The organism is Sporacetigenium sp. TC11 (assembly GCF_058146105.1).
This window is the reverse complement of sequence record NZ_JBYVNY010000002.1, coordinates 275,141-300,544: the sequence shown is the minus strand read 5'-3', so window position 1 is coordinate 300,544 and position 25,404 is coordinate 275,141. Positions and strand designations below refer to the sequence as shown.

Annotated in this window: 22 protein-coding genes and 2 pseudogenes; 5 read left to right on the top strand and 19 right to left on the bottom strand. The window is 29.1% G+C overall.

Annotation, left to right across the window (positions count from 1 at the left end; genetic code table 11):
* Positions 1-11 precede the first annotated feature (11 nt).
* The 7 genes from ACUSRV_RS04390 to ACUSRV_RS04360 all read right to left on the bottom strand — a co-directional run bounded on the left by ACUSRV_RS04390 (position 12) and on the right by ACUSRV_RS04360 (position 7,443).
* Positions 12-806: an EAL domain-containing protein gene (locus tag ACUSRV_RS04390; protein ID WP_490140704.1), complete on the bottom strand. Its 795-nt coding sequence runs from the start codon at positions 804-806 to the stop codon at positions 12-14.
* A gap of 225 nt (positions 807-1,031) precedes the next feature.
* Positions 1,032-1,250, bottom strand: a complete 219-nt coding sequence (locus tag ACUSRV_RS04385) for a hypothetical protein (RefSeq protein WP_490140703.1) — start codon at positions 1,248-1,250, stop codon at positions 1,032-1,034.
* 356 nt (positions 1,251-1,606) lie between these two features.
* On the bottom strand, positions 1,607-1,993 hold the full coding sequence (locus ACUSRV_RS04380) for a hypothetical protein (RefSeq protein ID WP_490140702.1): 387 nt from the start codon (positions 1,991-1,993) through the stop codon (positions 1,607-1,609).
* Between the two features lie 47 nt (positions 1,994-2,040).
* Entirely contained in the window at positions 2,041-3,084 is a 1,044-nt protein-coding gene (gene cax / locus ACUSRV_RS04375) for a calcium/proton exchanger (protein WP_490140701.1), read from the bottom strand.
* Between the two features lie 124 nt (positions 3,085-3,208).
* Positions 3,209-5,122 carry an ABC-F family ATP-binding cassette domain-containing protein gene (locus tag ACUSRV_RS04370; RefSeq protein WP_490140700.1) on the bottom strand — a complete coding sequence of 638 codons (1,914 nt, stop codon included), beginning with the start codon at positions 5,120-5,122 and terminating at the stop codon, positions 3,209-3,211.
* A 64-nt stretch (positions 5,123-5,186) separates the two neighbouring features.
* Positions 5,187-5,903, bottom strand: a complete 717-nt coding sequence (locus ACUSRV_RS04365) for a DUF805 domain-containing protein (RefSeq protein ID WP_490140699.1) — start codon at positions 5,901-5,903, stop codon at positions 5,187-5,189.
* Positions 5,904-6,021: 118 nt separating this feature from the next.
* Complete coding sequence (locus ACUSRV_RS04360) at positions 6,022-7,443, bottom strand: amino acid permease (protein WP_490140698.1); 1,422 nt, start codon at positions 7,441-7,443, stop codon at positions 6,022-6,024.
* A 225-nt stretch (positions 7,444-7,668) separates the two neighbouring features.
* Between ACUSRV_RS04360 and ACUSRV_RS04355 the strand changes: the two genes are divergently transcribed.
* The 3 genes and pseudogenes from ACUSRV_RS04355 to ACUSRV_RS04345 form a co-directional block, all read left to right on the top strand.
* Positions 7,669-8,349, top strand: a complete 681-nt coding sequence (locus ACUSRV_RS04355; RefSeq protein ID WP_490140697.1) for a YjjG family noncanonical pyrimidine nucleotidase — start codon at positions 7,669-7,671, stop codon at positions 8,347-8,349.
* 189 nt (positions 8,350-8,538) lie between these two features.
* Positions 8,539-8,718 carry an FAD-dependent oxidoreductase gene (locus tag ACUSRV_RS04350; RefSeq protein WP_490140696.1) on the top strand — a complete coding sequence of 60 codons (180 nt, stop codon included), beginning with the start codon at positions 8,539-8,541 and terminating at the stop codon, positions 8,716-8,718.
* Positions 8,719-8,730: 12 nt separating this feature from the next.
* Positions 8,731-10,026, top strand: a pseudogene (locus tag ACUSRV_RS04345) (phytoene desaturase family protein); the annotation flags it as partial.
* A 29-nt stretch (positions 10,027-10,055) separates the two neighbouring features.
* Here the strand turns inward: ACUSRV_RS04345 and ACUSRV_RS04340 are convergent.
* The 3 genes from ACUSRV_RS04340 to ACUSRV_RS04330 all read right to left on the bottom strand — a co-directional run bounded on the left by ACUSRV_RS04340 (position 10,056) and on the right by ACUSRV_RS04330 (position 13,685).
* Positions 10,056-11,594 (bottom strand): AbgT family transporter, encoded by a 1,539-nt coding sequence (locus tag ACUSRV_RS04340; protein ID WP_490140695.1) that lies wholly within the window; start codon positions 11,592-11,594, stop codon positions 10,056-10,058.
* 17 nt (positions 11,595-11,611) lie between these two features.
* Positions 11,612-12,793 (bottom strand): M20 metallopeptidase family protein, encoded by a 1,182-nt coding sequence (locus ACUSRV_RS04335; protein WP_490140694.1) that lies wholly within the window; start codon positions 12,791-12,793, stop codon positions 11,612-11,614.
* Positions 12,794-12,947: 154 nt separating this feature from the next.
* Positions 12,948-13,685, bottom strand: a complete 738-nt coding sequence (locus ACUSRV_RS04330; RefSeq protein WP_490140693.1) for a hypothetical protein — start codon at positions 13,683-13,685, stop codon at positions 12,948-12,950.
* 150 nt (positions 13,686-13,835) lie between these two features.
* Here ACUSRV_RS04330 and msrA point away from each other — a divergent pair.
* Positions 13,836-14,931: pseudogene (gene msrA, locus ACUSRV_RS04325) on the top strand (peptide-methionine (S)-S-oxide reductase MsrA).
* Positions 14,932-14,971: 40 nt separating this feature from the next.
* On the opposite strand, the gene ACUSRV_RS04320 reads toward msrA, so the two are convergent.
* The 5 genes from ACUSRV_RS04320 to ACUSRV_RS04300 form a co-directional block, all read right to left on the bottom strand.
* On the bottom strand, positions 14,972-15,919 hold the full coding sequence (locus ACUSRV_RS04320; protein ID WP_490140692.1) for an arginine deiminase family protein: 948 nt from the start codon (positions 15,917-15,919) through the stop codon (positions 14,972-14,974).
* A gap of 195 nt (positions 15,920-16,114) precedes the next feature.
* Positions 16,115-17,116 carry a lipoate--protein ligase gene (gene lplA / locus ACUSRV_RS04315; protein ID WP_490140691.1) on the bottom strand — a complete coding sequence of 334 codons (1,002 nt, stop codon included), beginning with the start codon at positions 17,114-17,116 and terminating at the stop codon, positions 16,115-16,117.
* Positions 17,109-18,812: a dihydrolipoyl dehydrogenase gene (gene lpdA / locus ACUSRV_RS04310; protein ID WP_490140690.1), complete on the bottom strand. Its 1,704-nt coding sequence runs from the start codon at positions 18,810-18,812 to the stop codon at positions 17,109-17,111. Before lpdA ends, lplA begins: the two co-directional genes overlap by 8 nt.
* Before the next feature lie 75 nt (positions 18,813-18,887).
* Positions 18,888-19,241, bottom strand: a complete 354-nt coding sequence (locus ACUSRV_RS04305; protein ID WP_490140689.1) for a carboxymuconolactone decarboxylase family protein — start codon at positions 19,239-19,241, stop codon at positions 18,888-18,890.
* A 129-nt stretch (positions 19,242-19,370) separates the two neighbouring features.
* Positions 19,371-19,802 (bottom strand): MarR family winged helix-turn-helix transcriptional regulator, encoded by a 432-nt coding sequence (locus tag ACUSRV_RS04300; protein WP_490140688.1) that lies wholly within the window; start codon positions 19,800-19,802, stop codon positions 19,371-19,373.
* A 410-nt stretch (positions 19,803-20,212) separates the two neighbouring features.
* Between ACUSRV_RS04300 and ACUSRV_RS04295 the strand changes: the two genes are divergently transcribed.
* Complete coding sequence (locus ACUSRV_RS04295; RefSeq protein WP_490140687.1) at positions 20,213-20,854, top strand: CAP domain-containing protein; 642 nt, start codon at positions 20,213-20,215, stop codon at positions 20,852-20,854.
* A 48-nt stretch (positions 20,855-20,902) separates the two neighbouring features.
* Here ACUSRV_RS04295 and ACUSRV_RS04290 read toward each other — a convergent pair whose 3' ends face one another.
* From ACUSRV_RS04290 to ade, 4 genes are all read right to left on the bottom strand, one after another.
* Entirely contained in the window at positions 20,903-21,340 is a 438-nt protein-coding gene (locus tag ACUSRV_RS04290; RefSeq protein ID WP_490140686.1) for a hypothetical protein, read from the bottom strand.
* A 158-nt stretch (positions 21,341-21,498) separates the two neighbouring features.
* A complete protein-coding gene (locus ACUSRV_RS04285; RefSeq protein ID WP_490140685.1) occupies positions 21,499-22,068 on the bottom strand; it encodes an LURP-one-related family protein in 570 nt (189 codons plus the stop codon).
* Positions 22,069-22,252: 184 nt separating this feature from the next.
* On the bottom strand, positions 22,253-23,557 hold the full coding sequence (locus tag ACUSRV_RS04280) for an NCS2 family permease (RefSeq protein WP_490140684.1): 1,305 nt from the start codon (positions 23,555-23,557) through the stop codon (positions 22,253-22,255).
* 123 nt (positions 23,558-23,680) lie between these two features.
* Positions 23,681-25,393, bottom strand: coding sequence for an adenine deaminase (gene ade / locus ACUSRV_RS04275; RefSeq protein ID WP_490140683.1), 1,713 nt, complete (start codon positions 25,391-25,393; stop codon positions 23,681-23,683).
* Positions 25,394-25,404 lie beyond the last annotated feature (11 nt).

Below are 25,404 nucleotides of genomic sequence, written 5' to 3'. Positions count from 1 at the left end.
AACTTTATTTATTAAGCAAGTATTTCTCTTGGTTTTCCTAGATAGTATCCCTGCCCATAGTCTGCTCCAAGATTTATCAATACATCTAACTCTTCCTTAGTTTCTATACCCTCACATATAATTTTTGCCCCTATAAACTTACTAAACTCAACTACTGTTCTTACAAGTTCCTTTTTATTACTACTCTTATCTATATCTCTTATGAAGTTCATGTCTATTTTAATAAAGTGAGAAGGTACAGATATAAGTAAATTATTATTTGAATATCCTGATCCATAATCATCTATTGCAAGCTTTACGCCAAAATGTCTTATTTGTTCAAAAGAATTATGTAATTTTTTCATATCGTCAATGCGAACATTCTCCGTTAGTTCTAAAACTATATTTTTTCTAATATCTGGTTCTATTTTTTGTAATAAATCAAATACTTCATCTGTATTTTGTTTTAGAAACACAGGATCTATATTTATAAATAGATTTTTATCTTTTATTTCAAATTGTTTAAAAGAGGTTACTGCATTTTGAACTGCTAATAAAATGAATTTTTGTACGAATTTAAACTTATAAACATCATCTATTACTTCCTTAATGTTTTTATACCTATTATTATTTGTTCTTGATAAACTTTCATACCCATAAGTAGTTCCAGTTTTTAAATCTACTATAGGTTGATATACACAATACAATTGATTGTTGTCTAGTAATTTTTTTATATTAAGCATTCCAATTATCCTTTTTCTGAATATAAAATAAGCTATTACTAATTCTATTAATATTAATATTATAATGTCCATACTACTTTCCATCTATAAAATCCTCCACAACACACATGCAATTTATTAGCCAGTATATATATTCCTCAATTCGACATTTCAAAACATTTTATAAGATTAAACCCCCTAATTCTATTTTAATACATAACACAAAATTTATAAATAACTTCTGTAAATAATACATTTATTTTTTAAGCTATGTTTTAATATAGTGTTGAAATTAAGTATATATTATGAAATAAATGTAATTACAATTAATTAAATTACTTTATACAAAAGCAAAATAGCAATTAAATGAAAGATACCACCTATAATAATCAACCATATTGCTCTAGAGTATTTTTTTATAAGTTTATCCGTGACTAATTTACCTGGTTTAGTTGCTTTTTTCGATTTTTTAATATCTAAAAACGCAATGCTGTAAAAATAAAGTGATAGCATTGCAAAAATTATTCTTAATATATCTCTTATATCCATTTTGTACCCCCTAAGCTATTTAATAATCTAATATGTTACCATACTATACAACTATGAAATAACAACTGATTAAACTATATATTAAATATATCATCATATACAACTATATTAAATCTATTTATTCGTTTTAGAATTTCAATATTAATTTAAAACATAACCTAATAGAAAAAGACCGTATATAAAGATTAACAGGTTTACTTTTGAGGTGCAAAGTATAAAATCGCATTCAAAACCTCAACCAAAATCACAATAGAAATCACGTAAAAAAGGGTGTGTTTTTTAACTAAAAACGCACCCTTTTTGTCTTAAATTTATTTCACAGTTTATAAAAATTGTTCACTATCAGTATGTCTAATTTAATCATCATTGCTAATTCCAAATATTAATCCACTAAAAACACTACCAAATGCAATAACTATAGAGTTAAATATTTTATCTGTTAGCCTTAATTCACCTTTAGTTAAATAAGTGAGAATAACAGTTGAAATCCAAAGACCTATTGACCAAATAAACCATCTAAATAACAGTTTGCTAGTCTTCTTCCATTTTAGTCCTTTAATATTTATAAATAATACAATTATAGAATATATAAAAAATAAATATATTAATACTATATAGAATTTTAAAAATTTTGCAAAAAAAGTGCTATCTATATCTTTAAAACCTAGTATTATTATGGCTATAGTGCATATAAAAAATGCAACAGCAATAACCCTTGCTATCATTGTAAATATATCTTTCATATTAATCGCCTTAGTCCCCTTTAGAATCTGGATATAAATTTCAATATCTATAATATAATAAATGAAACTGCTATTATAATATAAACCGCAAGCAATTGAACCCCTTCAAGCCAATTACTTTCTCCATCATTTGCTACCCTATTTGCAATAAGTACTGAAACTATAAGTGATATTAATTCAAACGTGTTAAATATAATGCTCATAGGTTTAAATAATAAACTTATAAATACAAGTAATGGCGCTACAAATAATATTATCTGTAAGCTCGATCCTATGGCAATTTCAATAGCAACATCCATTTTATTTTTCATTGCCATAATAATTGCTGTACTATGTTCAGCTGCATTTCCTATTATAGGAATCAATATTATCCCAACAAAGAATTCGCTTAATCCTAAACTCTCTGTCATAGGTTCTACAGCACCTACTAAAAATTCACTTTCTAATGCAATAAATGCTGTTGCAAGGGTCAAAACTACAATAGCTTTTCTTAATGTCCATTTTGCTTTTCCTTCTTCTTCATGTTCTACAGAATATATATCCTTATGAGTGTAAAAAGAAAAATATAAACTTAATATATATATTACAAACATAATTACTGCAACAATAATACTTAATCCTTCATAAGTTGTATTTAAAAGTTCTGGTTTTACTGTGTGAGTGAATATTGCAGGTATACTAAGGCCTATTACCGCAAATAAAAGCATACTTGAAGATACCTCTACAACCTTTTTATTAAATGTTTGAGTTTTATGTTTAAGTCCCCCTGCTAACATACTTGCTCCAAGTACTAATAATATGTTTCCTATAACTGAACCTGCTATAGAAGCTTTAACTACTTCAAACAGTCCCTCTTTAAGGGCAAAAAATGATATTATAAGTTCTGCGGCATTTCCAAAAGTGGCATTAAGAAATCCACCTATCTTGGACCCAGAATAAAATGAAATTTCTTCCGTAGCTTCTCCCATAAGTCCCGCTAATGGCAATATTGAAAGAGCTGCTAATGTAAACATAATAGTAGGTGAAAAATGCATAAATTCACCTACTATACTTATAGGTATAAATACTAGCATAAATTTTAATATTTTCATCGATTATAACCTCCATACTTTCTTTAATCTATACATATTATGTCAAATATTTCCATAAAAGAAAACCCTTTAGTTACATCAATAACAAAAAAGAATCGTAATTTTCACTACGATTCTTTTTAATCTATTTATTTTTTTGTTCTTCTATTTTTTCTGATAGTTCATTTAAATAAGTCCATCTTTCGTATTTTTCATTTAATAGAGACTCTGTTTTTTCTTTTTCATCTAAAAGTTCCTGAAGTTTTACAAAGTCCATAGAATTCTTTTCTATTTCTTTTTCTAAGTTTGATATCTTATTTTCAAGATTTTCTATAACTTCATCTATTTCATCAAATTCCCTTTGTTCGTTATAAGTGAATTTAAGTTTGGTTTTATTAGTGTTTTCTTTATTTTCTGGTTTCTTTTCTTCAACTTTCTTATTCTTAGTTTCCTCTTGTATTGGCTTTTCAATTTCCAACTTTAGTAGATAATCGCTATAGTTTCCACTGTATCTTTTTATTTCTCCATTTCCTTTATAAGAAAATATCTTATTACATATTCTATCTAGGAAATACCTATCATGGGATACAGTTATAACAGGGCCATTAAAATTATCTAAGAAGTCTTCTAATATTGTAAGTGTTGTAGTATCTAAATCGTTAGTAGGTTCATCTAGTAAAAGCACATTAGGTGACCCCATTAAAACTCTTAGTAGATACAATCTTCTTCTTTCACCACCAGATAGTTTTCCAATTGGACTATATTGAGAATCAGGTGTAAATAAAAACCTCTCAAGCATTTTAGATGCTGTAATTTTTTCTCCATTTGCTAAAGGTAGGTATTCTCCTACTTCCTTAACATACTCAATTACTCTCATATTTTCGTCCATATGATAGTTTTCTTGTGAGAAGAATCCTACTTTTACTGTTTCTCCTATTTCTAGTTCTCCACTATCAGGAATAAATTCTCCACTTATAATTTTCATAAGAGTAGATTTACCAGCACCATTAGGACCCACAATACCTATTCTATCTTCTTTTAATAGTGTATAAGTAAAGTCTTTTATAAGAGTGTTGTCGTCAAATGACTTACTTATATGATCTAGCTCTATTATTTTGTTACCTAGTCTAGATCCAACAACAGATAATTCAAGATTTTCATCTTTTATATCTACCATTTCATCTTTTAATGTTTCAAATCTCTCTTTTCTAGCCTTTTGTTTTGTAGTTCTTGCTTTTGCTCCTCTTCTTATCCAAGCTAATTCTTTTTTGTACATGCTCTCTCTTTTTCTTTGAGTAGCTTCCTCCAGTGATTCTCTTTCAATCTTTTTTTCTATAAACTCACTGTAGTTTCCGTCGTACGAATATAAGTTTCCTTTGTCTATTTCTATTATTCTATTTGTTACTACATCTAAGAAGTATCTATCATGGGTAATCATTAAAAGTGAACCCTTTCTTTTGTTTAGGTACTCCTCTAGCCAAGAAATAGAATCACTATCCATGTGGTTTGTAGGCTCGTCTAATATAAGAAGTTCACATGGAGTTATAAGTGCTGATGCTAGGGCTATTCTCTTTCTTTGCCCTCCTGATAAAAACTTTACTTGCTCATCAAAGTTATTTATATCAAGCTTAGTCAATACAGTTTTAGCTTCACTTTCTAAATCCCATAGATTCATAATATCCATTTTTTCTTGTAACTTAATAAGTTGGTCGTTATAAGATGAATCTCCATTTAATACTTTTTGAATAGTATGTTCATACTCTCTTAAAACTTTCATTTCTTCAGAGTTACCTTTAAAAACCTGTTGTATAACTGTAGCCTCAAAATCGAAGTCAGGATTTTGAGATAAATACTCTATTCTAATATTGTTTCTTTTTATTATGTTTCCGCTATCAGGTTGTTCTATTTCGCCTACTATTTTTAAAAGTGTAGACTTACCTGTACCGTTTATTCCTATAACCCCTATTTTTTCTCCATCATTTATTCCTAGAGATATATTGTTTAATAGTTTTTTTTCACTATAGTTTTTACTTATATTTTCTAATGTTATTAAATTCATTTTATCCTCACCTTGCTAAAATATATTTATAGTTTCTTTAATATTATAGCAGAAATGTATTAAGTTAGTTTATAAATCCTAATTCAATATACTTATTTTCAAGATTTTTATCATTCATAATACTTTTTACAGTTTTATTTTCTATATTTACTTCATAACCTCCAACTATAATAGTTCCATTTTCATTATTGTTATCATCGTCAAATTCATAAGTTACAAAGTATGTATTTTTATTTACTCTCTTTCCATTCCATCCATATATTTTATTAGGGTTTGCTTCTTCCATCCAACTTTCTACAACATCATCAGTAGTTTTTGATTTGTGTTCAATATTTGAATTTTTTACAATTTTCACTGCCTTATTTTCTTTATAACTCTCATAACCTACCATACCCATAACCCCTACAACTATAAATGTAACAGTACATAATGCTAGCTTCCAGATTTTAGGCTTTTTAGTTGCTTTTGTTAAGTTATCTTTGCGTACTTCTTTTTTGAAGAACAATAATATAGCTAAATATATATTGTATATTGGTATTAATAATCCTAATAAGTACCATCCGGACTTATCTATTTGGTGAAATCTTTTTATAATAGCACATGCAATTATGTAATACATTAAAAAGAAAACAGGATAAGTTATAACATTATAAGAGTAACCTTTATTTACTAAGAAAAAGTTAATACCTTCAAGAATGACATAGGTAAAATTAATTAAAGCAAACTCACCTCTATTAATTTTACCATCAGCTGAAAAAAGCTGTTTTAGTTTTAATTTCATGTTTATCTCACCTTCCTTATTTAATTATTATATATATAACAAAAAACTCCTCCTAAAAAATACTATTATAAAAGGGCAAATCAATAGTTATAATCGATTTGCCCTTTAAGACTTAAATTTATTCTAATGTTAATTGATTTTCGTTAATATCTTTATTACTAGTTTCCTTAATCTTATGAAGTCCTAGTGAATAATAACAAGCAATCAAAAGTCCAAACCATACTGGAGCTATTGAAAGAGCTACTAAAGTATCATGGTTAAATAGCATTACTACTATTACAAGTGCTAAAAATGCTAAGCAAATCCAGTTTACATAAGGATATCCTTTCATTGGAAACTTTAGTTCTTCTACTTGTTTCGGAGTAAGTCTTTTTCTAAAGTTCATTTGTACTACTAAAATTATTCCCCAAACCCAAATAGCTCCAAATGTTGCTATACTTGTAACATATGTAAATACTTTTCCTGGAACAATATAGTTAAGCACAACTCCTATGAGAAGAAATCCTGCAGAAACTAAAATTGCAGTTACTGGAACATGTGTCTTGCTGCTGAGTTTTCCAAACATCTTTGGTGCTTTTCCTTGAAGAGAAAGGTTGTATAACATACGCCCTGTACTAAAAATCCCACTGTTACATGATGATAATGCTGCAGTTAATACAACAAAGTTTATTATACCTGCTGCTGCTCCAATTCCAAGTTTACTAAATGTTAAAACGAATGGACTCCCTATTGTTCCAAGTTCATTCCATGGATAAATAGCCATTATTACAAATAGTGCACCTACGTAGAATACTAATATTCTCCAGAAAACCTTATTAATAGCTGATGGTATAGTTTTTTCTGGATTTTTTGCTTCACCTGCTGTAACTCCTATAAGTTCCATTCCAAGATAAGCAAACATTACCATAACAACAGACATTATAGGACCTAGACCACCTTTTGGGAAGAATCCACCATGCGACCAAAGATTTGAGATACCTACTGGTTTACCTCCATTTCCAAGTCCAAATGCTATTATCGCTATACCAAGAACTATCATTACAATTATTGTAACAACTTTGATTAGTGCAAACCAAAACTCAAATTCTCCATATGCTTTTACTGCAATTAAATTTACTAACGTCATTATAATTAGTGCACCAAGAGCTGGTATCCACTGGGGAATATCTGGCATCCAAAACTTAACGTATACTCCTACTGCAGTAATTTCTGCCATACATGTTACAATCCACATAAACCAATATGTCCATCCTGTTAAGTACCCAGCAAGCGGTCCTATAAATTCATTTGCATATGCACTAAATGATCCTGAAACAGGATATGCAACTGCTAACTCACCTAATGCGCGCATTATATAAAACATTACAATGCCACTTAGTATATATACTAGTAGTATGGCCGGACCAGCTGTTTTGATAGCATTTGCTGAGCCTAAGAACAATCCTACCCCTATTGCACCCCCTAGTGCAATTAACTGAATATGTCTTTCTTCTAGTCCCCTATGGAGTTCTTCATTTAAAGCAGTATCTTTATTATCCATTTTATCTTCTCTCCCCCTGTTTAATATATTTTTAACAATCTTTTTTATATATTCTACTCTTATCAAACGGAATTTTCAAGAAGTTTTTACAATATTTTAAATATATTTTATTTTCCATTTTAATTAACTTTTCAATATTTTTAGACAAGTTTGGTGTACAGAAATTCTATGTTATAATATCTATGTTGCAATATGACTTAAAATTAAGATTTTGGAGATGATTATATGAAATACGAAGTTATTTTACTTGATATTGATGAAACATTATTTGACTTTAAAAAAGCAGAAAAATTTGCCCTAGAAAAAACAATGAGTCATTGTAAAATAGATTACAATGATAAAAATTTAAGTATATATAGAAAAATAAATGATAATATATGGCAAGAACTTGAAAAAGGACTTATATCTGCAGATGATCTAAAATTAGAAAGACCTAGAAGATTTTTTAATGAGTTAGGTTTGTCTTCTAACCCTAAGGAATTTAGAGATATGTACTTAAATCTGTTAGGTGAAGGGGCTTTTTTATTTGATGGATCTATTGAGTTATTATCTTATTTATCTAAGAAATATAGATTATGTGTAATTACAAATGGACTATCTGATGTTCAAAATAGAAGACTTGATAAGTCAGCTATAAGAGAACATTTTGAGCATATAGTTATTTCAGAGGATATTGGATTTGCAAAACCAGATTCTAAAATATTTGAACATACCTTAGAAATTTTAGGTCACAAAAATAAGAATTCTGTTTTGATGATAGGAGATAGTTTAAAATCTGATATACAAGGTGGTATTAATGCAGGTATAGATACTTGCTGGTATAACCCTAATAAAAATATTAATAAAACCAATATAATTCCAACTTACGAAGTTCATAATTTATTAGATATAAAAAATATTTTATAAAATTTCCTATGTTCATGTCATTACTCAAAAAGAACAAGAAGATATCAGCTGATATCTTCTATTTTTATCTTGTTTTTTATATAATGATATTTTTTCTTCTCCATTTATCCATGAATATACATTAATTTATTTCTTTGAGAAAAACTATAAAGTATAAAATCAGTTTAATATAAAAGGAGTAGAATATAATTGATCAAGGAAGTAATAATTATAGGTTCAGGTGTTGGTGGATTATCTACTGCTGTGAGACTACTCAAACATGGATATAAAGTTAAAATCTATGAAAAAGAAGATCAAATAGGTGGGAAAACTAATTTATTGCAAGCAGATGATTTTAAATTTGATTTAACTGCCTCTATTTTAATGTAACCTAAAGATTATAAAGATATATTTGAATATGCTGGCAAAGACTATAAAGATTATCTAGAGTTTATAAAACTTAATCCAAACTATAGACTTTTCAATGATAAGGGATGTAACTTTGACTTTTCTACTGATATTACAGAATTGATTAATCTTTTAGAATCAATATCTATTAAGGATTCTATTGGGTATTTCAAGCTTTTAGCTGATATATACGAAAAATTCACTATAGCATATGAAAACTTTTTACAAAAGTCAAATAACAATATTAGTAATTATTTTGATTTTAAATCTTTATCTAATTCCTTGAAACTAAATACTTTTTCTACAGCTTACGATTATATTTCAAAATATATTGATAATGAAATCCTTCGCGAATTTTTATGTTTTCAATGTTTATATGTTGGAATCTCTCCATTTAATGGACCTAATATTTACACTTTAGTTCCCGGAATAACTCAAATCTACGGTCTTTGGCATCTTAAAGGAGGAATGTATTCATATATAAAAGCTCTTGAAAAACTAATATATGAACTAGGTGGAGTTATAAAGACAAAAACTAATGTAGAAGAAATTATAATTAAGGAAAATAAGACTATTGGTGTAAGAACTAATAAAGGAATTGAATATGGGGATATTATTGTTTGTAATGCTGATTTTCCATATGCAATGAAAGAACTTATTAAAGATAATCATTGTAAATGTAAATATACTGATGACTATTTAAATAATATGGAATATACATGTTCAACATTTATTATATACCTTGGATTAAGTAAAAAATATCCTAATTTATCAGTACACAACATTTACATTGGAGATGAGTTTAAAGAAAATGTAGAAGATGCCTTTGAAGGAAAAATACCATATAACCCTCCAATGTATATTTACTGTCCAAGTAAAGTGGATGAAAGTATGGCAATAAATAATAAGGAATGTCTAAATATTATGGTTAGAGTACCTAACCTTTTATTTGAAAATATTATCTGGGATAAAAGTACTATAAATGATTTAAGGCAAAGTATATTTAGACAACTTAAAAATATAAAAGGATTAGAGGATATAGAAGAAAATATAATATATGAAAATTATCTAACTCCAAATGATTTACATAGTCGTTTTAATTCCTATGGCGGGACAGCATTTGGTATTAGTCCTACATTAAGTCAAACAAACTATTTTAGACCTCACATTAAGTCTGATGTAGTGGATAATCTCTATTTTGTAGGAAGTTCTGTACACCCAGGGACAGGAGTATCTATAGTATTACTTTCTAGTAAGATTGTAAGTGAAGAGATTTTAAAAGATAATTAAGGATGGTAAAAAATTTACCATCCTTATTGTTATTTTATATTAAAATAAATTCCTGCGCCTGGACCTAAAGGAAGATTAAATGCCATAAATACAACTAAAAGAATTATCCATACTATAGCAAATGCAATTGAATAAGGAATCATATTTGCAATCATAGTTCCCATTCCAGCTTCTTTATCGTATTTTCTGGCAAATCCTAAAAGAATAGGAAAATATGGGAATAGTGGACTTATTGGATTTGTAATAGAATCACCTATACGATATGCCATTTGTGTTAGTGCTGGATCGTATCCTAAAAGTAAGAACATAGGAACAAATACAGGTGCCATAATAGCCCATTTCGCTGAAGCACTTCCTACAAATATATTTATAAAAGAAGATAATATAATAAATCCAATTATTAATCCATATCCTGTTATTCCTGCACCTTGTAATAATTCAGCTCCTTTTATAGACATTATTACACCTAGGTTACTGGCTTTGAAGAATGCAAGAAATTGAGCAGCTGCAAATGCCAACACTATATAAGTACCCATATCGCTCATGGATTTACCCATAATTGATACTGCTTCTTTGTCATTTTTAATTGATTTTGTTATTTTACCATATACTAATCCAGGTACTAAGAATAATAAAGTAATTATTGGAACTAGCCCTTTCATAAGCGGTGCATCAGCAGCTAATAAAGATCCTGTTTTCGGATCTGCCATAAATGGATTTTCTCCTAAGCATAACCCTACAACAATACCTACAATCAAAAGTAATGAATATCCTGAAAACTTCAACCCTTTTTTCTCTAAATTATTAAGTTCTGAATGTGCTTCACTATCTATTTCTCCACTATATTGTCCAAAACGGGGAGCTATAATTTTTTCTGTTACATACATAGCTGTAACTGATAAGAAAATTGTAGATACAAATATAAAGTAAAAATTCATTGCAGGTGTGCCATTATACTCTGGATAAATCATTTGAGCAGCAGGTATAGTAAAGCTTGCTGCCAATACGTCTGCCATGTTAACCATAAAGTTTGCTGCAAATCCACCTGCAACACCTGCATAAGCTGCAAATACCCCTATAAGAGGATGTCTTCCTATTCCTAAGAATACTAATCCTGCAAGTGGTGGAAGTACTATAAATCCTGCATCACCAGCAGCATTAGCCAAAATACCAGCTAAAACAATCATAAGAGTTACTAAACTTTTAGGCATTTTAACAATAGAGTTTTTCATTGCTGCTTGCATAAGCCCAGATTTCTCTGCAACTCCTGCCCCTAGCATTACTACAAGAACCAATCCCAAAGGCGGAAATCCTTGGAAGTTATTTACTATATTTCCTAGTATTCCTTGAAGCTGTTCTTTATCCATTAAACTTATAGCTTTAACTTCTGATCCATCTAGTGGATGTATTACTGATATTCCAGAATTTGCAACTGCCCCTGATATTAAGACTATTCCTAAACATAGTAAAAGGAATAAAGTAACTGGATCTGGAAGCTTATTTCCAGCTACTTCTACTATATTTAAAAACTTATTAAAAAAGTTTTTCTTGTTACCCCTTACTTTCATTTACATCCCCCCTATTTTTAGTTATTTAAAAAATCAATTGCAACTTGTGCAAGACTTTGAGCTACTGTAGCAACATTTTTATCGTCCCATGCAAACTTAGGATGATGATGAGATATAGGATTATTTTCATCTTTTGCAATTCCAACAAAGAAGAAAGATGATGGAACTCTTTGTGCTAAGTATGCAAAATCTTCTCCTCCCATATTAGGTTCTTTTAATTCATACACATTTTCTTCTCCTACTATTTTAGATACAGATTTCGCTGCTAAATCAGTCATCCTGTTGTCGTTAATTAAAGCTGGGTAACGCTGTATATACTCATAAGTGTAACTTGCACCTTGGCACTCCGTAGTCCCCTTTAAGATTTCTTCCATAGTCTTTGGAATCCACTTTCTTATATCGTCATCAAAAGTACGAATAGTACCTACTACCTCTACTTCGTTTGGAATTACATTATGTGTATCACCACCATGTATTGTGCAGTATGATATTACAGCAGGACTTAGTGGATTAATTCTTCTACTTATTATAGATTGCATATTGTTAATAGCATAAACAGCAATCATAACAGGATCTATAGATAAATGAGGCATTGCTGCATGACCGCCTTTTCCAATAACCCTAAATTTAAAGGTGTCTGGCGCCGCCATCATAGCCCCATGCTTCACATGAATTTCACCTTCTTTTATACTTCCCCACAAATGACATCCAAAAGCTGCATCTACCTTAGGATTTTCTAAAATACCTTCTTCTATCATAGGTTGCGCTCCACCCTCAGTTTCTTCTGCTGGTTGAAACATAAGCTTTATATTTCCATGAATTTCATCTTTCATTTCATTTAAAATCATAGCTGCTCCCAAAAGTCCTGCACTATGTCCATCGTGTCCACAAGCATGCATGAGTCCTGGTATTTTTGACTTAAAAGGAATGTCTGCTTCTTCATTTACTTCTAACGCATCCATGTCTGCACGTAAAAGCACTGTTTTGCCAGGATGTTTCCCCTTAATAAGGCCTACTACCCCTGTTTTAGCCACATTTGTTTTAACTTCTATTCCTAACTTTTCTAGTTCTTCTGCAATTAATTTTGATGTTCTTGTTTCTTTAAATCCAAGCTCTGGATGCATATGAAACTCATGTCTTAATCTTATCATATCGTTGTAGAAATTTTCTGATAATTGTTTAATGTGTTCTGTATACACTTCAAGCCCCCCTTTTTTTAAGTACAAAGTATTTTTTATATATAAATACCTTTTAACAATTCTATTAATATGTAAAATAAAATATTACTCATTTATGAAAAAAATGACTCAATAAGAGTCATTTGAATTCTTACTATGCAATTTTGAATTTATTTTAAATATCCCAAGATGTCTCATGCATTTCCAAAATCCATTGTATTTCATTAAACTTTCTTTCATCACTCATATCTTTTCTTTCTAAAATATCTCTACACCTATTTTTTAATGTATGTTCTTCACTTTCATCATAAAAATAAATATCATATGCTACATTTAGATATGATAAAGCATCTTCATATATTCCCTTTTCCTTTTCACATTGGGCCTTAAACTCATATGCATTAAATAAATAACTATTCTTAATATTCATATCTATAAAACTTATTATATTATTAGCTTCATAAATTGCATCTTCTTCTCTTCCTAAGTCTTTTAATAGTTCTAATTTATCTCTAAAAATGTCTCCTCTTGTAATAATCACAAATTTACTATCTATAGATTCTGCTATTTTCAAAGCTTCTTCTATATATCCAAGGCCTTTTTCTCCATCTTGATATATTTTCCAATACAGTATACCTAATTCCTTATATGCCCATGCTGTATTGTCAATATACTCTATATACGTTCCAAAATACCCTTCATCATTTTCTTTATAATAAATTTTTTCATTTAAAACACTTTCTATTAATTCTAAAGCAGGTTGAAGATTATTTGATTTATGTAATAACCTAGCTATAATAAGCTTTGTTCTCCAATCATCTAGTGTTTTTCTATAATGATCTATAATACAATTAGGCAGTGTCCATTTATCAAATACATACTCTGACCATTCTTGAAGTTCTTTCTTATCCATAAGCCCTCCTATTATTATGAAAAGTTGTTTACTTCTTTATATAGATATATTTTTGCAACTTACATATTAGAACGAATAATAGTTTTGAAAACTACTATAAATGGGTATAAATACTAATAGATATTTACATAATTTAAAAATTAATAGGAGATGATACCTTTGCCACAATATGAATTAGCTACTTTTGCTGGAGGTTGTTTTTGGTGCATGGTAAAACCATACAGCGATTATGAAGGTGTAATAAAAGTTAAATCAGGATATACAGGTGGACATACAGATAATCCAACATATGAAGAAGTATGTAGCGATACTACAGGACATTACGAAGCAGTACAAATAGAATTTGATCCTGAAATTATAAGTTACGATACACTATTAAATATATTTTGGAGACAAATTGACCCAACAGATATATATGGGCAATTTGCTGATAGGGGTAGCTCTTATAAAACAGCTATATTTTATCACAACGAAAAGCAGCTTAAAGAAGCTTTGAAATCTATGAAAGAACTTGAAAGTAGTGGTCGTTTTGATGAACCTATAGCTACTGAAATTTTACCAGCTGAAACATTCTACCCTGCAGAAGAATACCATCAAGATTATTATAAGAAAAACCCTATGCATTATAAAATGTATAGAATAGGGTCTGGAAGAGAGAGATTTATAAGTGAAGTTTGGGATAACGAATAAAAAAATAACACACTAATTGTATATTAATATATTTGATTTAACGAAGTTTAAGTGGGTATAAATCAAATATAAATTTAGATAATTCAAAATTTTTAAGGAGATGATATTTATGCATAAAAACGAAAAAAATAAGGAAGAATTAAAGTCAAAATTAACTCCTATTCAATACAGAGTTACACAAGAAAATGGTACAGAACCTCCTTTTGACAATGATTATTGGGGTCTTATGGCAGAGGGATTATATGTAGATGTAGTGTCTGGTAAACCTTTGTTCACATCTATTGATAAATTTGATTCAGGGTGTGGTTGGCCTTCTTTTACAAAACCTATAGATAGAAAGGTTATAAAAGAAAAAGCTGACTTTAGCCATGATATGCATAGAATAGAAGTTCGAAGCACTGATGCTGATTCTCACTTAGGCCATGTATTTAATGATGGACCAGTAGATCAAGGCGGTTTGAGATATTGCATAAACTCAGCTTCTTTGAGATTTATTCCAAAGGATAAGCTAGAAAAAGAAGGATATGGTGAATATAAACATCTTTTTGATAAATAAAAAAAGGGCAAATATAATGCCCTTTTTTGAGTACTATTTTTTATGATTCCCTCAAAAGCCTCATGGTTAAACACCTTAAGCTTCCACCACCAGCTAAAAGAGCATCTGGATGAAAATGTTTAAACTTAATACCTTCCCTTTCAAGGAGATTTATAGTTTTTTGTTTTAGAGATATATCATAATTTATAATTATACCTGGCTCTAAAGGGACAAAAGAGCATCCCCAGTTTTTTTGTTCATGACTGGATAAGCCTATCATTTCAATATTTCTGTTATTCATAAACCTTTTTATGTCAATTTCTTTTTTAGTAATTTTAGTTACTAAATAAGTCTTTTTAAAAGCTTTAGGATAATAAACCATTAAATTTTCTGTCACTCTATTCAAAATCATATCCGGATGCATGAATCTTCTTTCCTGAGGAATCTTTGCATATATTACCTCATCAAAATATTGGAGTATAAAATTTATAAATTTTTCTATTGATTTCTTACTGTGTCTTTCAGTATCTGCTACAAAAACGGTACTTTGAGACAACAACAAACATCCTTCAAAGGATTCCCCTTCAAATGGCTCGTATAATGTCGTTATTCCTAGATTTTCTAAAGCTTCTCTAACTACAATCTCTTCATGACATCTTCCCCTTGATGACATTTTTGAGACTATACTTCCATAGGAGCTAATTACACCTATATCATGTAAATATGTAAGATTTGGAAGGCGGTTAATCAAATCTTTATTTCTATAAACATTGTCTGATATTAGGTTTACCTCAACTCCTAAATCTTTAAGCATATCCTCATATTCTTTATGTTCTTCAAGAAATCTATCTACATCGGGAACAGTATCAAATAAAAACATCTCTTTATTTTCTTTTGTGATAACCTTAATAGATTCCTCACAACGATGCAACATAACTCTCTTTAGTCTTCCAAATCTTTCTGTTCCATATTTTTTATTTTCATTAGTATTATCTATATTAAATACCAAATTATCACTCCTTAACTGAATCAACTATATTTTTTCCATCTATCCATCTACTATTCATACATGAAATTGTAATTTAAAAAAAAGAAAAAAATTACAAACAAAAAAACCACCTATTAGTTTTTAACAGGTAGTTTTTTGTTTGTGATTAAGCATATTAAATGTAATGCTTAATTAATTGTATATACAACAACGATATTATACTATTTTGCTTTTTAACCATTCTTTTATTTGAAAAATTATATCTTTTTCATCAGCTTTGCAGCTAATATTATTTAACTTTTCACAAATACAATTTATTTTAAAAGGTATATTTATCAATTCATTCTCTATATCTTTAATCAACTTACTATTCATTGCATCGGAGTAAATAACTAAAGAATCAATTATACCATTTTTTAGATTTAAATTAAGATCTATTTCTCCCCATTTAAATCTATTAACAAAATTTATATCAAATTTGGGAGTTTCTCCATATTTCCACTCCCATGAAGAATATTTATTAAATAAATCTTGGATTGTATATTCATTCTCTTTTATATATTCTACTGTTGATGAACCACCATAAATTTCAACGAAACTACTTATAATACTGTCTTTTAAAACTTCAATTGTTAAATCAGGTTTGATATTCTTTAGGTTTACTACCCTTGATCGAACAGAATCTATTCCTTTAGATGCAATTTTTTCTTTTGATACTTTTAAGTACTTACTTAACTTATCCATATTTGCATTAACAAGTATAGTCCCATGGTGATATGATGAACTCTCATCTTCATAAAAAGCATTTCCCGAAAATTTTCTTTCATCAACTAATATATCATTTCTTCCTGAAAATTTAGCATTAATACCTAAATTATTAACTGCTTTTAGAATTACTTTTAACTGTTTTTCTAAATCATATAGGTTTTTGTCCATAACAAATGTAAAATTAAGATTACCAACGTCATGAAAAACAGTTCCTCCACCAGATAATCTACGAGCTATTTTCCCACCATCTGCTTCAAACTCTTTACATTGACATTCTTTCCATGGATTTTGATTTCTTCCTATTACGATAGTATTGTCATTTTGCCATAAATACAGTATTACTTCACCTTTTTTTGCTTTTTTAAGAAGATATTCTTCAATAGCTAAATTATGCCATGGATTATATGATGATGAACATATTATTCTAGTTGAAATAGTATTGTTATGCAAAGTGTATTGCACCGCCTTCTACAGTTAAAGCTGCTTCATGTATTGATTCAGCAGTTGTAGGATGTGCAAATATAGTTTCTGTTATTTGCTCCGTAGTAAGTCCATTATTTATACATAATGTTACCGAAGCAAGTAAATCTGTTGCATGAGGTCCTATTATTGTACTACCTATTATTTTTCCAGTTAATTTTTCTTTTATAATTTTAACAAAGCCTCTAGCTTCACCTGAAGTAAGAGCTTTCCCATTAGCTGCAAATGGAAATTTTCCTATTTCTACTTCTATTCCTCTTTCTTTTGCAATTTTTTCTGTAATTCCTACCACTGCTATTTCAGGTTCAGTAAAAATCGCACTTGGTACTGTTGAGTAATCCATAATTTTATTTTTTTCTAAAATATTATCAACAGCCACAATTCCTTGATGAGAAGCAACGTGAGCTAATTGAATTATATTTGTAACATCACCTATAGCATATATGTTTGGTATATTTGTCTGCATTTTTTCATTAACTTTAATACCCTTTTTATTATCATTCATTTCAATACCTAATTTTTCAATGCCTAATCCTTCAAAATATGGTTGTCTTCCAACTGCAATTAATACTTTATCAGATGAAATATATTTATTTTCCCCTCTTTGGCTAAACGAAACTACACACTCTCCATTTTCAGTTTCATCAATTGCTTCAACTTTTGAATTAGTATATAATTTAATGCCATTTGTTTTTGCAATTTCACTTATTTCATCACACACATCATCGTCTAAGGAAACTAATATTTTATCTGCATATTCAACAACAAAAACCTCAACTCCAAAGCTTGAATAGATAAAAGCAAACTCCATTCCTATAACTCCTCCACCTACTACTACTAATCTCTTAGGTAGATTTGTCATATCTAAAGCTTCTTTACTTGTTAATACATTCTTAGACTCTATTCCTTTGATAGGTACAATTGAAGATTGTGACCCAGTAGCAATTATTATATTTTTAGTATTTATAGTTGTTTCTGTTCTGTTTGTTTTCACAAATACAGTATTTTCATTAATAATTTCACCTATGCCATTAATCTTCTTTATATTGTGTTTTTCTAGTAAATATTCTATTCCATCTTTTAGTTGATTTTTAATATCATCTTTTCTCTTAACAACTTTTTCCATATTAACAGAAATATTTTCAGCAGAAATACCAAAGCTATCAGCCTCTATCATATTTTTATAAATCTCTGATGAACGCACAAGAGCTTTCGTAGGTATACATCCATAATTTAAACATGTTCCACCTACATGTTCTTTTTCAATTACAACAACTTTCTTTCCTTGCTTTGCTGCATGAATTGCTGCAACGTAACCTCCTGGCCCTGCCCCTATTATAGTTATATCAACATCTATTTCTTCTTTTTTAGGTTTCATTAGAGTATTAAAATAATCAAAGCCCGCTGTTTTTTCAGTAGATTGTTCACTTTTTACCCCTTCTACTTTAAATAAACTATCTCCTATTTTAATAGTTTGTCCTTCATCTATTAAAACTTCTTCGACCTTACCATTTACATCAGATTTTACAGAAATATTTCCTTTTTGAGATTCAACTTGAACTAATATATCACCCTCTCTTATTTCATCTCCAATTTTTACGTTAATTTTACCTACTTTTCCACTTTTGCTCTCTCCAGATAATTTTTCAAGTTTTAGCTCAATCATAATATTACCTCCATTTAACGTAAATAAAAGGCAGTTCAAGTATTGTCTGCCTTTTATTTACACTACCTATATGTATTATTTAAAGTCTTTTTCAAATTCATCAATTGAATCTTTTAATAATGTTGCACTGTATGCCATTGCAGGCCCTCCGCCAAAAGCTACTGATACCATTGCAGCTTCTAAAATTTCTTCACGAGTAGCTCCTGACTCTAAAGCTTTATATACATGGAATACTATGCAGTATTCACAACGATTATAAACACCTATAGCTACACTTATTAATTCTTTAGCTTTTGTATCAAGATTTCCAGGTTTGTATGCTGCCCCCAACAACCCCATGAAAGCGTTTACTTGCTCTCCGTTAGTTTGACCTAAATCTTGTAATCCCCCTAGGAATGCATCTAATATTTCTCTTGGATTTTTTTTCATTTTTATTCCTCCTTTTTATTTATTGCAGTACTAATAGTTGCTATGCTAACTATTAGTACTGCAACTATCCTTGTGAAAATTGTAGCATTAAATATTTAATAAATCAACAATTTTCTAAAAAAAATATAATTATTCATCAAACTTTGTATTTTCAACTAACCTATTTAGTACTTTTTTAAAGATTTCCATTTCCTCCTCAGAAATATTTCTAACAATTAAATTACTAAAATCTTCACCACAAGGCAATAAGTCTTCTCTGTGTTTCTTTCCCAATTCAGTTAGACATATATATGTAATTCTTCTATCATTTATATCTTTTTGACGCTGAACATAACCCTCTTTTTCCATCCTGTCGATTAGCCTTACCATCGTAGATTTTTTTATATCCATTTTATCAGCTAACTCACTTTGGTTAATATATTCATGTTTTCCTAAAAAATATAGAGCTATCCACTGCACTCTAGTAATTCCATATTTACTTAGTTTTTCGTTAAAAATATCCGCAATTTTTTTGGAAACTTTATTTGTTATAAATCCAATACAATCATCAAGTTGAAACATTATTAATACCTCCTAAATAACATATGAATCCTATATAACTAGGTATAAATGTATAACAATACTAACCTATAATAACATATTTTTATTTTTAGTACATTAATTTATACCTTAATAGTATCTATATTACTATTTAATTCTTTACTTATTATTTTTCATAATATATAAAAAAATATATAAGTCTTACCTAAAAGCCTATATCTATTGTCATATCTAAATTTCACTAATATGTAAATATATTCCATGTTTTAAAAATATACATTATGTGTTGCAATAAAGTTACAAAAAAGTTACAATAACATTACAGAAAAGTTACAAATTGTAACAAATCAAAACAAATTATAAATTACTCAATTTAACATATAGGGTTAAATAATTTACTAATTAAGGGCGATTACATGGAGGATATAATTATGATAAAGAGAACTAAAAAGATATTTGCATATTCTATGTTAGGTTTATTACTAGCACTTCCTATGGCAAATAATGCAGATGCTTTAACTAATACAACAACAAAATATTATATAACAACTAATATAGGTACTTATAACACTTCTTTCCAACAATATTTCAATCAAATATTTAGTAACTACAACACAACTATAGTACAAGAACCAGCTCCTACACCGACGCCTGAAACTACAGCAACAACTCCAACAGCTGGTGAGTTTAGCGCTTATCAACAAGAAGTTCTAAACATTGTAAATAAAGAAAGAACTTCAAGAGGACTAAGTGCTCTTAAGTTTAATACTGAATTAGCTAAGATTGCTACTTTAAAATCTCAAGACATGATAAATAAAGGTTATTTTGACCATAATTCACCAACTTACGGTTCCCCCTTTGATATGATGAAACAATTTGGTATAACTTATAGGTCTGCAGGCGAAAACATAGCCATGGGTCAAAGAAGTCCACAAGAAGTTATGACTGCTTGGATGAATTCTGATGGTCATAGAAAAAATATTTTAAATTCTAGCTTTACTGAAATAGGTGTAGGTATAGCTAAAGATTCAAATGGTAGATTATACTGGACACAAATGTTCATAGGTAGATAATTTAAATGTAAAAACCATATAGCATATGCTATATGGTTTTTTATATTGTTAAAAAGGAGGCTGTTTTAACATTAAATCATTTTCTAATTTATCTAACAAATCACTTGCATTGAATATTTTATGTCCACCTTCTTCAACAGTACTCATGCTCCCCGCCAAAATACCTTGCTCCATAATATTAATTCCTTCTTTGTATTCGTTTATAATTTTAAGCACCCTATTATGAATTTCAATATATTCATTAGGTATCATTTCTTCATTACAATTATAGCGGTTCAATGCTTTTTCTCGTTCTTGTAATGCTTTATAAAAATATTCTCCAGTTTGTGTCTTTAGATGACTTACATCTATTGGATATTCACTTTTTACATCTCTCATTTGTTTTAGCCATTTATCAAGACAAGTTCTGTAATCTTCTTGTTGCATATTTAATGTATTTACATATTTGGCATTAAATCCTGATGTAGTTATTGGTATTAAAAACATTACTAATATAGCTATTATAAAATACTTATATTTTTTTATAATGTTTATCACCTCTTTAGATATAATAATTTTAGTTTTCCCAGAGTTAAATATAAAAAACGGCTATATTTTTAAAAAATATAGCCGTTTTTTATATTCTATACTAAAGCTTATTTTTATTAACCTTGTCTTCCTTCAATAGAACTTATTAAAATACTTGCTGCTATTCCAAGTCTTTTATCTAGAGAATTATTTAAAAAATCAAGGTTTATTTTAAGAACAAATGGGTTAAAATTTTGCTTTAGAGTAAATGCCTTATTATCATTTACTTTTCCTACAAAGCTTTGAGGAATTATGCCTATAAATCTTCTTAAAAGAGCTAGTCCAATGTTATCTTCTTTTATATTTCCAATTTCATTATCATAAGCATCTAAAACAACCCATTCATCTTTTAAAATAGACTTTAACCCTTTTCTCCTTAAGCTTCCAACTTTCTCATTGGTACTTGAATCAATAACATCATAAGTTGCAGAGATATCTATTATATTTCTGGATTTAATAGATATAACTTCTTGTGACATAGTTTCATCTGTAAATACTCTTATATCTTCCTTTAATTTGAATCCCTTTTGATTTACATAAAAAACTAATTCTTCATTTGGATTATATATATGAAAAGCTGCTCCAATTAATTTCAAAACTTGTCTTCTTATTACATAAGAATCGTAACTATAACGTTGTAATTCCATAATAATTCCTCCGCATTTATAATAATAATTTAAAATAATTTCCATCTAATATTAAATATATCATTATAATACCATGAAGATATATTAATTAACCATTTATTTATAATTTTTATGAGAATCTTTTTAGTTATAACATAGCGAAGTCTCCTTTGATATATTTCATATCAAAGGAGACTTATTTAACTTATAGGAATACAAATTTTAGTATAAATAATATACTTAAAATTATGAGTGATATATTAACTTTCTCTTTTTGCCCACATACAAGCTTAAGTATAGTATAAGATATTATACCAAATATAATACCTTCAGCTATGCTATAAGCAAGTGGCATCATAATAAGTGTTAAGAATGCAGGTATTGCATCTGTTGGATCTTTAAAGTTTATTTCAAGTACTGAACTTGCCATTAATACTCCTACTAATATTAAAACTGGCCCTGTTGCTTGAGGAGGTATCGATGTAAATATTGGTGCAAAGAATAAAGATGCTAAGAATAAAAATCCTGTAGTTACTGCAGTAAGACCTGTTCTTCCGCCTTCTGCTATTCCTGCTGAACTTTCAACATAAGAAGTAACTGTAGAAGTTCCAAGAAGTGCTCCTGCTGTTGTTCCTATAGCATCTGCAAGTAGAGCTTCTCTTGCGCGAGGTAATGTTCCATCTTCATTTAAAAGACCTCCCTTTGATGCTACCCCTACCAAACATCCTACTGTATCGAATAAATCAACAAATAAGAATGTGAATACTATCACAAGCATGTCAAAGCTAAATATTTGAGATGATTCAACTGCGAATGCTTGTAAAAATATTGGTTTTAAAGATGGAATGTTTGATACTATAGCTTTTGGAAGTTCTACTAATCCAAAAACCATTCCCATAGCTGATGTTATTATCATAGATAGTAAAAATGCACCTTTAACGTTTTTACTCATAAGTATTGCTGCTACTATAAGGCCTACTACTGAAAGTAATACTAAAGGCGCATGCATACTTCCAAGAGTTAATATTGCTCCTCCTTGCGTTACTATTCCTGTGTTGACAAGGCCTATAAATGCAATAAATAATCCTATACCCGCTGTAACTGCATGTTTTAAAAGTGGAGGTATACAGTTTATTATTTCTTCACGGACGTTTGTAACTGTTAGTAATATAAATATTATACCTTCGATGAATACAGCGCATAAAGCAAATTGCCAGGTGTGTCCTAGAGCTATAACTACGGAGTAAGCAAAGAATGCATTTAGTCCCATACCAGGTGCCAGTGCTATTGGGTAATTTGCCATTAATCCCATACACATAGTTCCTATAAATGCTGCTATTGCAGTAGCTGCAAATACTGCACCTTTATCCATTCCTGCATCACCTAAAATATTAGAGTTTACAACTAGTATATAGGCCATCGTCATAAATGTTGTAATTCCTGCTAATACTTCAGTTTTTACATTAGTATTGTGTTCCTTGAGTTTAAACCTTCTTTCTAAAAACTCCATATACACAAACCCCTTCTCATTTTTTTGCTATACTTATATTGCAACTATATAGTGAATAATTTAAGTTAGCTTACTTCATTATATGAACTGAATATTTTAAATATTTTAAATTTGACTAATTTTTTATAGTTCTATAAAATCAAATTTCACTACATCAAATAGTCCTTTATCTGTAAGCTTTATCTGAGGTATTACTGGAAGTGCCAAGAATGATAGTGTCATGAAAGGATCAATTTCTTTACTTACATTTAATTTATCATATGCTATACTTAGCATATGATTTAATTTTGAGTTTACATATTCTATATCTTTATCACTCATAAGTCCACCAATTATAAGTGGCAAGCTGTCTAATATTTCATTTTGCGATGAAATAGCTATTCCTCCACCAATATTTTCAACTTCTTTTATAGCATTTAATATGTCTTCTTCATTATCTCCAACAGCTATTATATTATGTGAGTCATGTGCTATTGTTGATGCTATTGCACCATTTTTAAGTTTGAAGTTTTCAACTAATCCAAGTCCTATATTTTTAGTATTTTTATGTCTTTCAAGTACGACGAGTTTTAGTATATCAAGTTTATCATTGTATCTAAACTCATTGTTTTCTAAATCTACTTTTCTAGTTACTTTTTCTGTTACCAAATTATGCGGTAGTAATCTTATGACATTTACTATATCGTCTTTTAGTTTTATACTTAAGTTTTCTTTTTTTATGTCTAATATGTTTATCGTATCTACAACTTTAGAATTATCTACATAATTCCCTTTAAATAAAGGCTTTTTATTTTCTCCAACTAATATGCCTTTTTTATAAACCTTTTCTACATTAAATTTTTTTAAATCATCTACTATTAATATATCGGCATAATATCCTGGAGCTATTGCGCCTATATTTTTTAGGTTATAGCAATTAGCTGCGTTTATAGTTGCCATTTGTATAGCACTTATTGGGTCTATCCCATTTTTTATTGAAAGCCTTATATTGTGGTCTATGTGACCTTTATTTAATATGTCTTCCGGATGTTTGTCGTCTGTGCAGAATAAACATCTTTGATAATTAAAATTGTTTATTCCTCTTACTAGAGTTTCTAAATTTCTAGCTGCTGAGCCTTCTCTTATCATAATATACATTCCAAGCCTAAGTCTTTCTATCATTTCATCTACATTTGAACACTCATGTTCTGTTCCTACTCCACTTATAACATATGCATTTAGTTCTTCATTTTTCATTTCTGGTCCATGACCATCTATGAATTTATTATTTCTATGAGCTAAGTCAATTTTATCTATTACTTCTTCATCTTTGTATATAACCCCTGGATAATTCATCATCTCTCCAAGTCCTAATACCCTAGGGTTATTTATGAATTTTTCTAAATCATTTGCTTTTAATATTGCACCAGATGTTTCAAAATTTGTTGCTGGTACACAAGATGGCAACATAAGGTATACATCTAATGGTAAGTTTTCACTAGCCCTTAGCATATAATCTATACCATCTAGCCCACATACGTTTGCTATTTCATGCGGATCTGCTATTATTGTAGTTGTTCCTCTTGGTACTATTGCTTTAGCGAATTCTATTGGTGATACCATTGAAGATTCAATATGAACATGAGAGTCTATAAGTCCTGGGACTATAAATTTGCCTTTTAGGTCTATGTTTTGAACTCCATCATAATTCCCTATTCCGACTATAATTCCATCATGTACTGCTAGATCTGCATTTATTATTTCATGGGAAAATACATTGACTATTTTAGCATTTTTAAAAACTAAATCTGCACTTTCATTTTTCATTGCTAAATCTATGAGTTTTTTAGTATTCATATTCTTGCCCC

Bases quoted from the DNA above. Each gene is read 5' to 3' on its own strand.
- ACUSRV_RS04390 (WP_490140704.1), bottom strand. From the start codon at position 806: ATGGAAAGTAGTATGGACATTATAATATTAATATTAATAGAATTAGTA.
- ACUSRV_RS04385 (WP_490140703.1), bottom strand. From the start codon at position 1,250: ATGGATATAAGAGATATATTAAGAATAATTTTTGCAATGCTATCACTT.
- ACUSRV_RS04380 (WP_490140702.1), bottom strand. From the start codon at position 1,993: ATGAAAGATATATTTACAATGATAGCAAGGGTTATTGCTGTTGCATTT.
- cax (WP_490140701.1), bottom strand. From the start codon at position 3,084: ATGAAAATATTAAAATTTATGCTAGTATTTATACCTATAAGTATAGTA.
- ACUSRV_RS04370 (WP_490140700.1), bottom strand. From the start codon at position 5,122: ATGAATTTAATAACATTAGAAAATATAAGTAAAAACTATAGTGAAAAA.
- ACUSRV_RS04365 (WP_490140699.1), bottom strand. From the start codon at position 5,903: ATGAAATTAAAACTAAAACAGCTTTTTTCAGCTGATGGTAAAATTAAT.
- ACUSRV_RS04360 (WP_490140698.1), bottom strand. From the start codon at position 7,443: ATGGATAATAAAGATACTGCTTTAAATGAAGAACTCCATAGGGGACTA.
- ACUSRV_RS04355 (WP_490140697.1), top strand. From the start codon at position 7,669: ATGAAATACGAAGTTATTTTACTTGATATTGATGAAACATTATTTGAC.
- ACUSRV_RS04340 (WP_490140695.1), bottom strand. From the start codon at position 11,594: ATGAAAGTAAGGGGTAACAAGAAAAACTTTTTTAATAAGTTTTTAAAT.
- ACUSRV_RS04330 (WP_490140693.1), bottom strand. From the start codon at position 13,685: ATGGATAAGAAAGAACTTCAAGAATGGTCAGAGTATGTATTTGATAAA.
- lpdA (WP_490140690.1), bottom strand. From the start codon at position 18,812: ATGATTGAGCTAAAACTTGAAAAATTATCTGGAGAGAGCAAAAGTGGA.
- ACUSRV_RS04305 (WP_490140689.1), bottom strand. From the start codon at position 19,241: ATGAAAAAAAATCCAAGAGAAATATTAGATGCATTCCTAGGGGGATTA.
- ACUSRV_RS04300 (WP_490140688.1), bottom strand. From the start codon at position 19,802: ATGTTTCAACTTGATGATTGTATTGGATTTATAACAAATAAAGTTTCC.
- ACUSRV_RS04295 (WP_490140687.1), top strand. From the start codon at position 20,213: ATGATAAAGAGAACTAAAAAGATATTTGCATATTCTATGTTAGGTTTA.
- ACUSRV_RS04290 (WP_490140686.1), bottom strand. From the start codon at position 21,340: ATGTTTTTAATACCAATAACTACATCAGGATTTAATGCCAAATATGTA.
- ACUSRV_RS04285 (WP_490140685.1), bottom strand. From the start codon at position 22,068: ATGGAATTACAACGTTATAGTTACGATTCTTATGTAATAAGAAGACAA.
- ACUSRV_RS04280 (WP_490140684.1), bottom strand. From the start codon at position 23,557: ATGGAGTTTTTAGAAAGAAGGTTTAAACTCAAGGAACACAATACTAAT.
- ade (WP_490140683.1), bottom strand. From the start codon at position 25,393: ATGAATACTAAAAAACTCATAGATTTAGCAATGAAAAATGAAAGTGCA.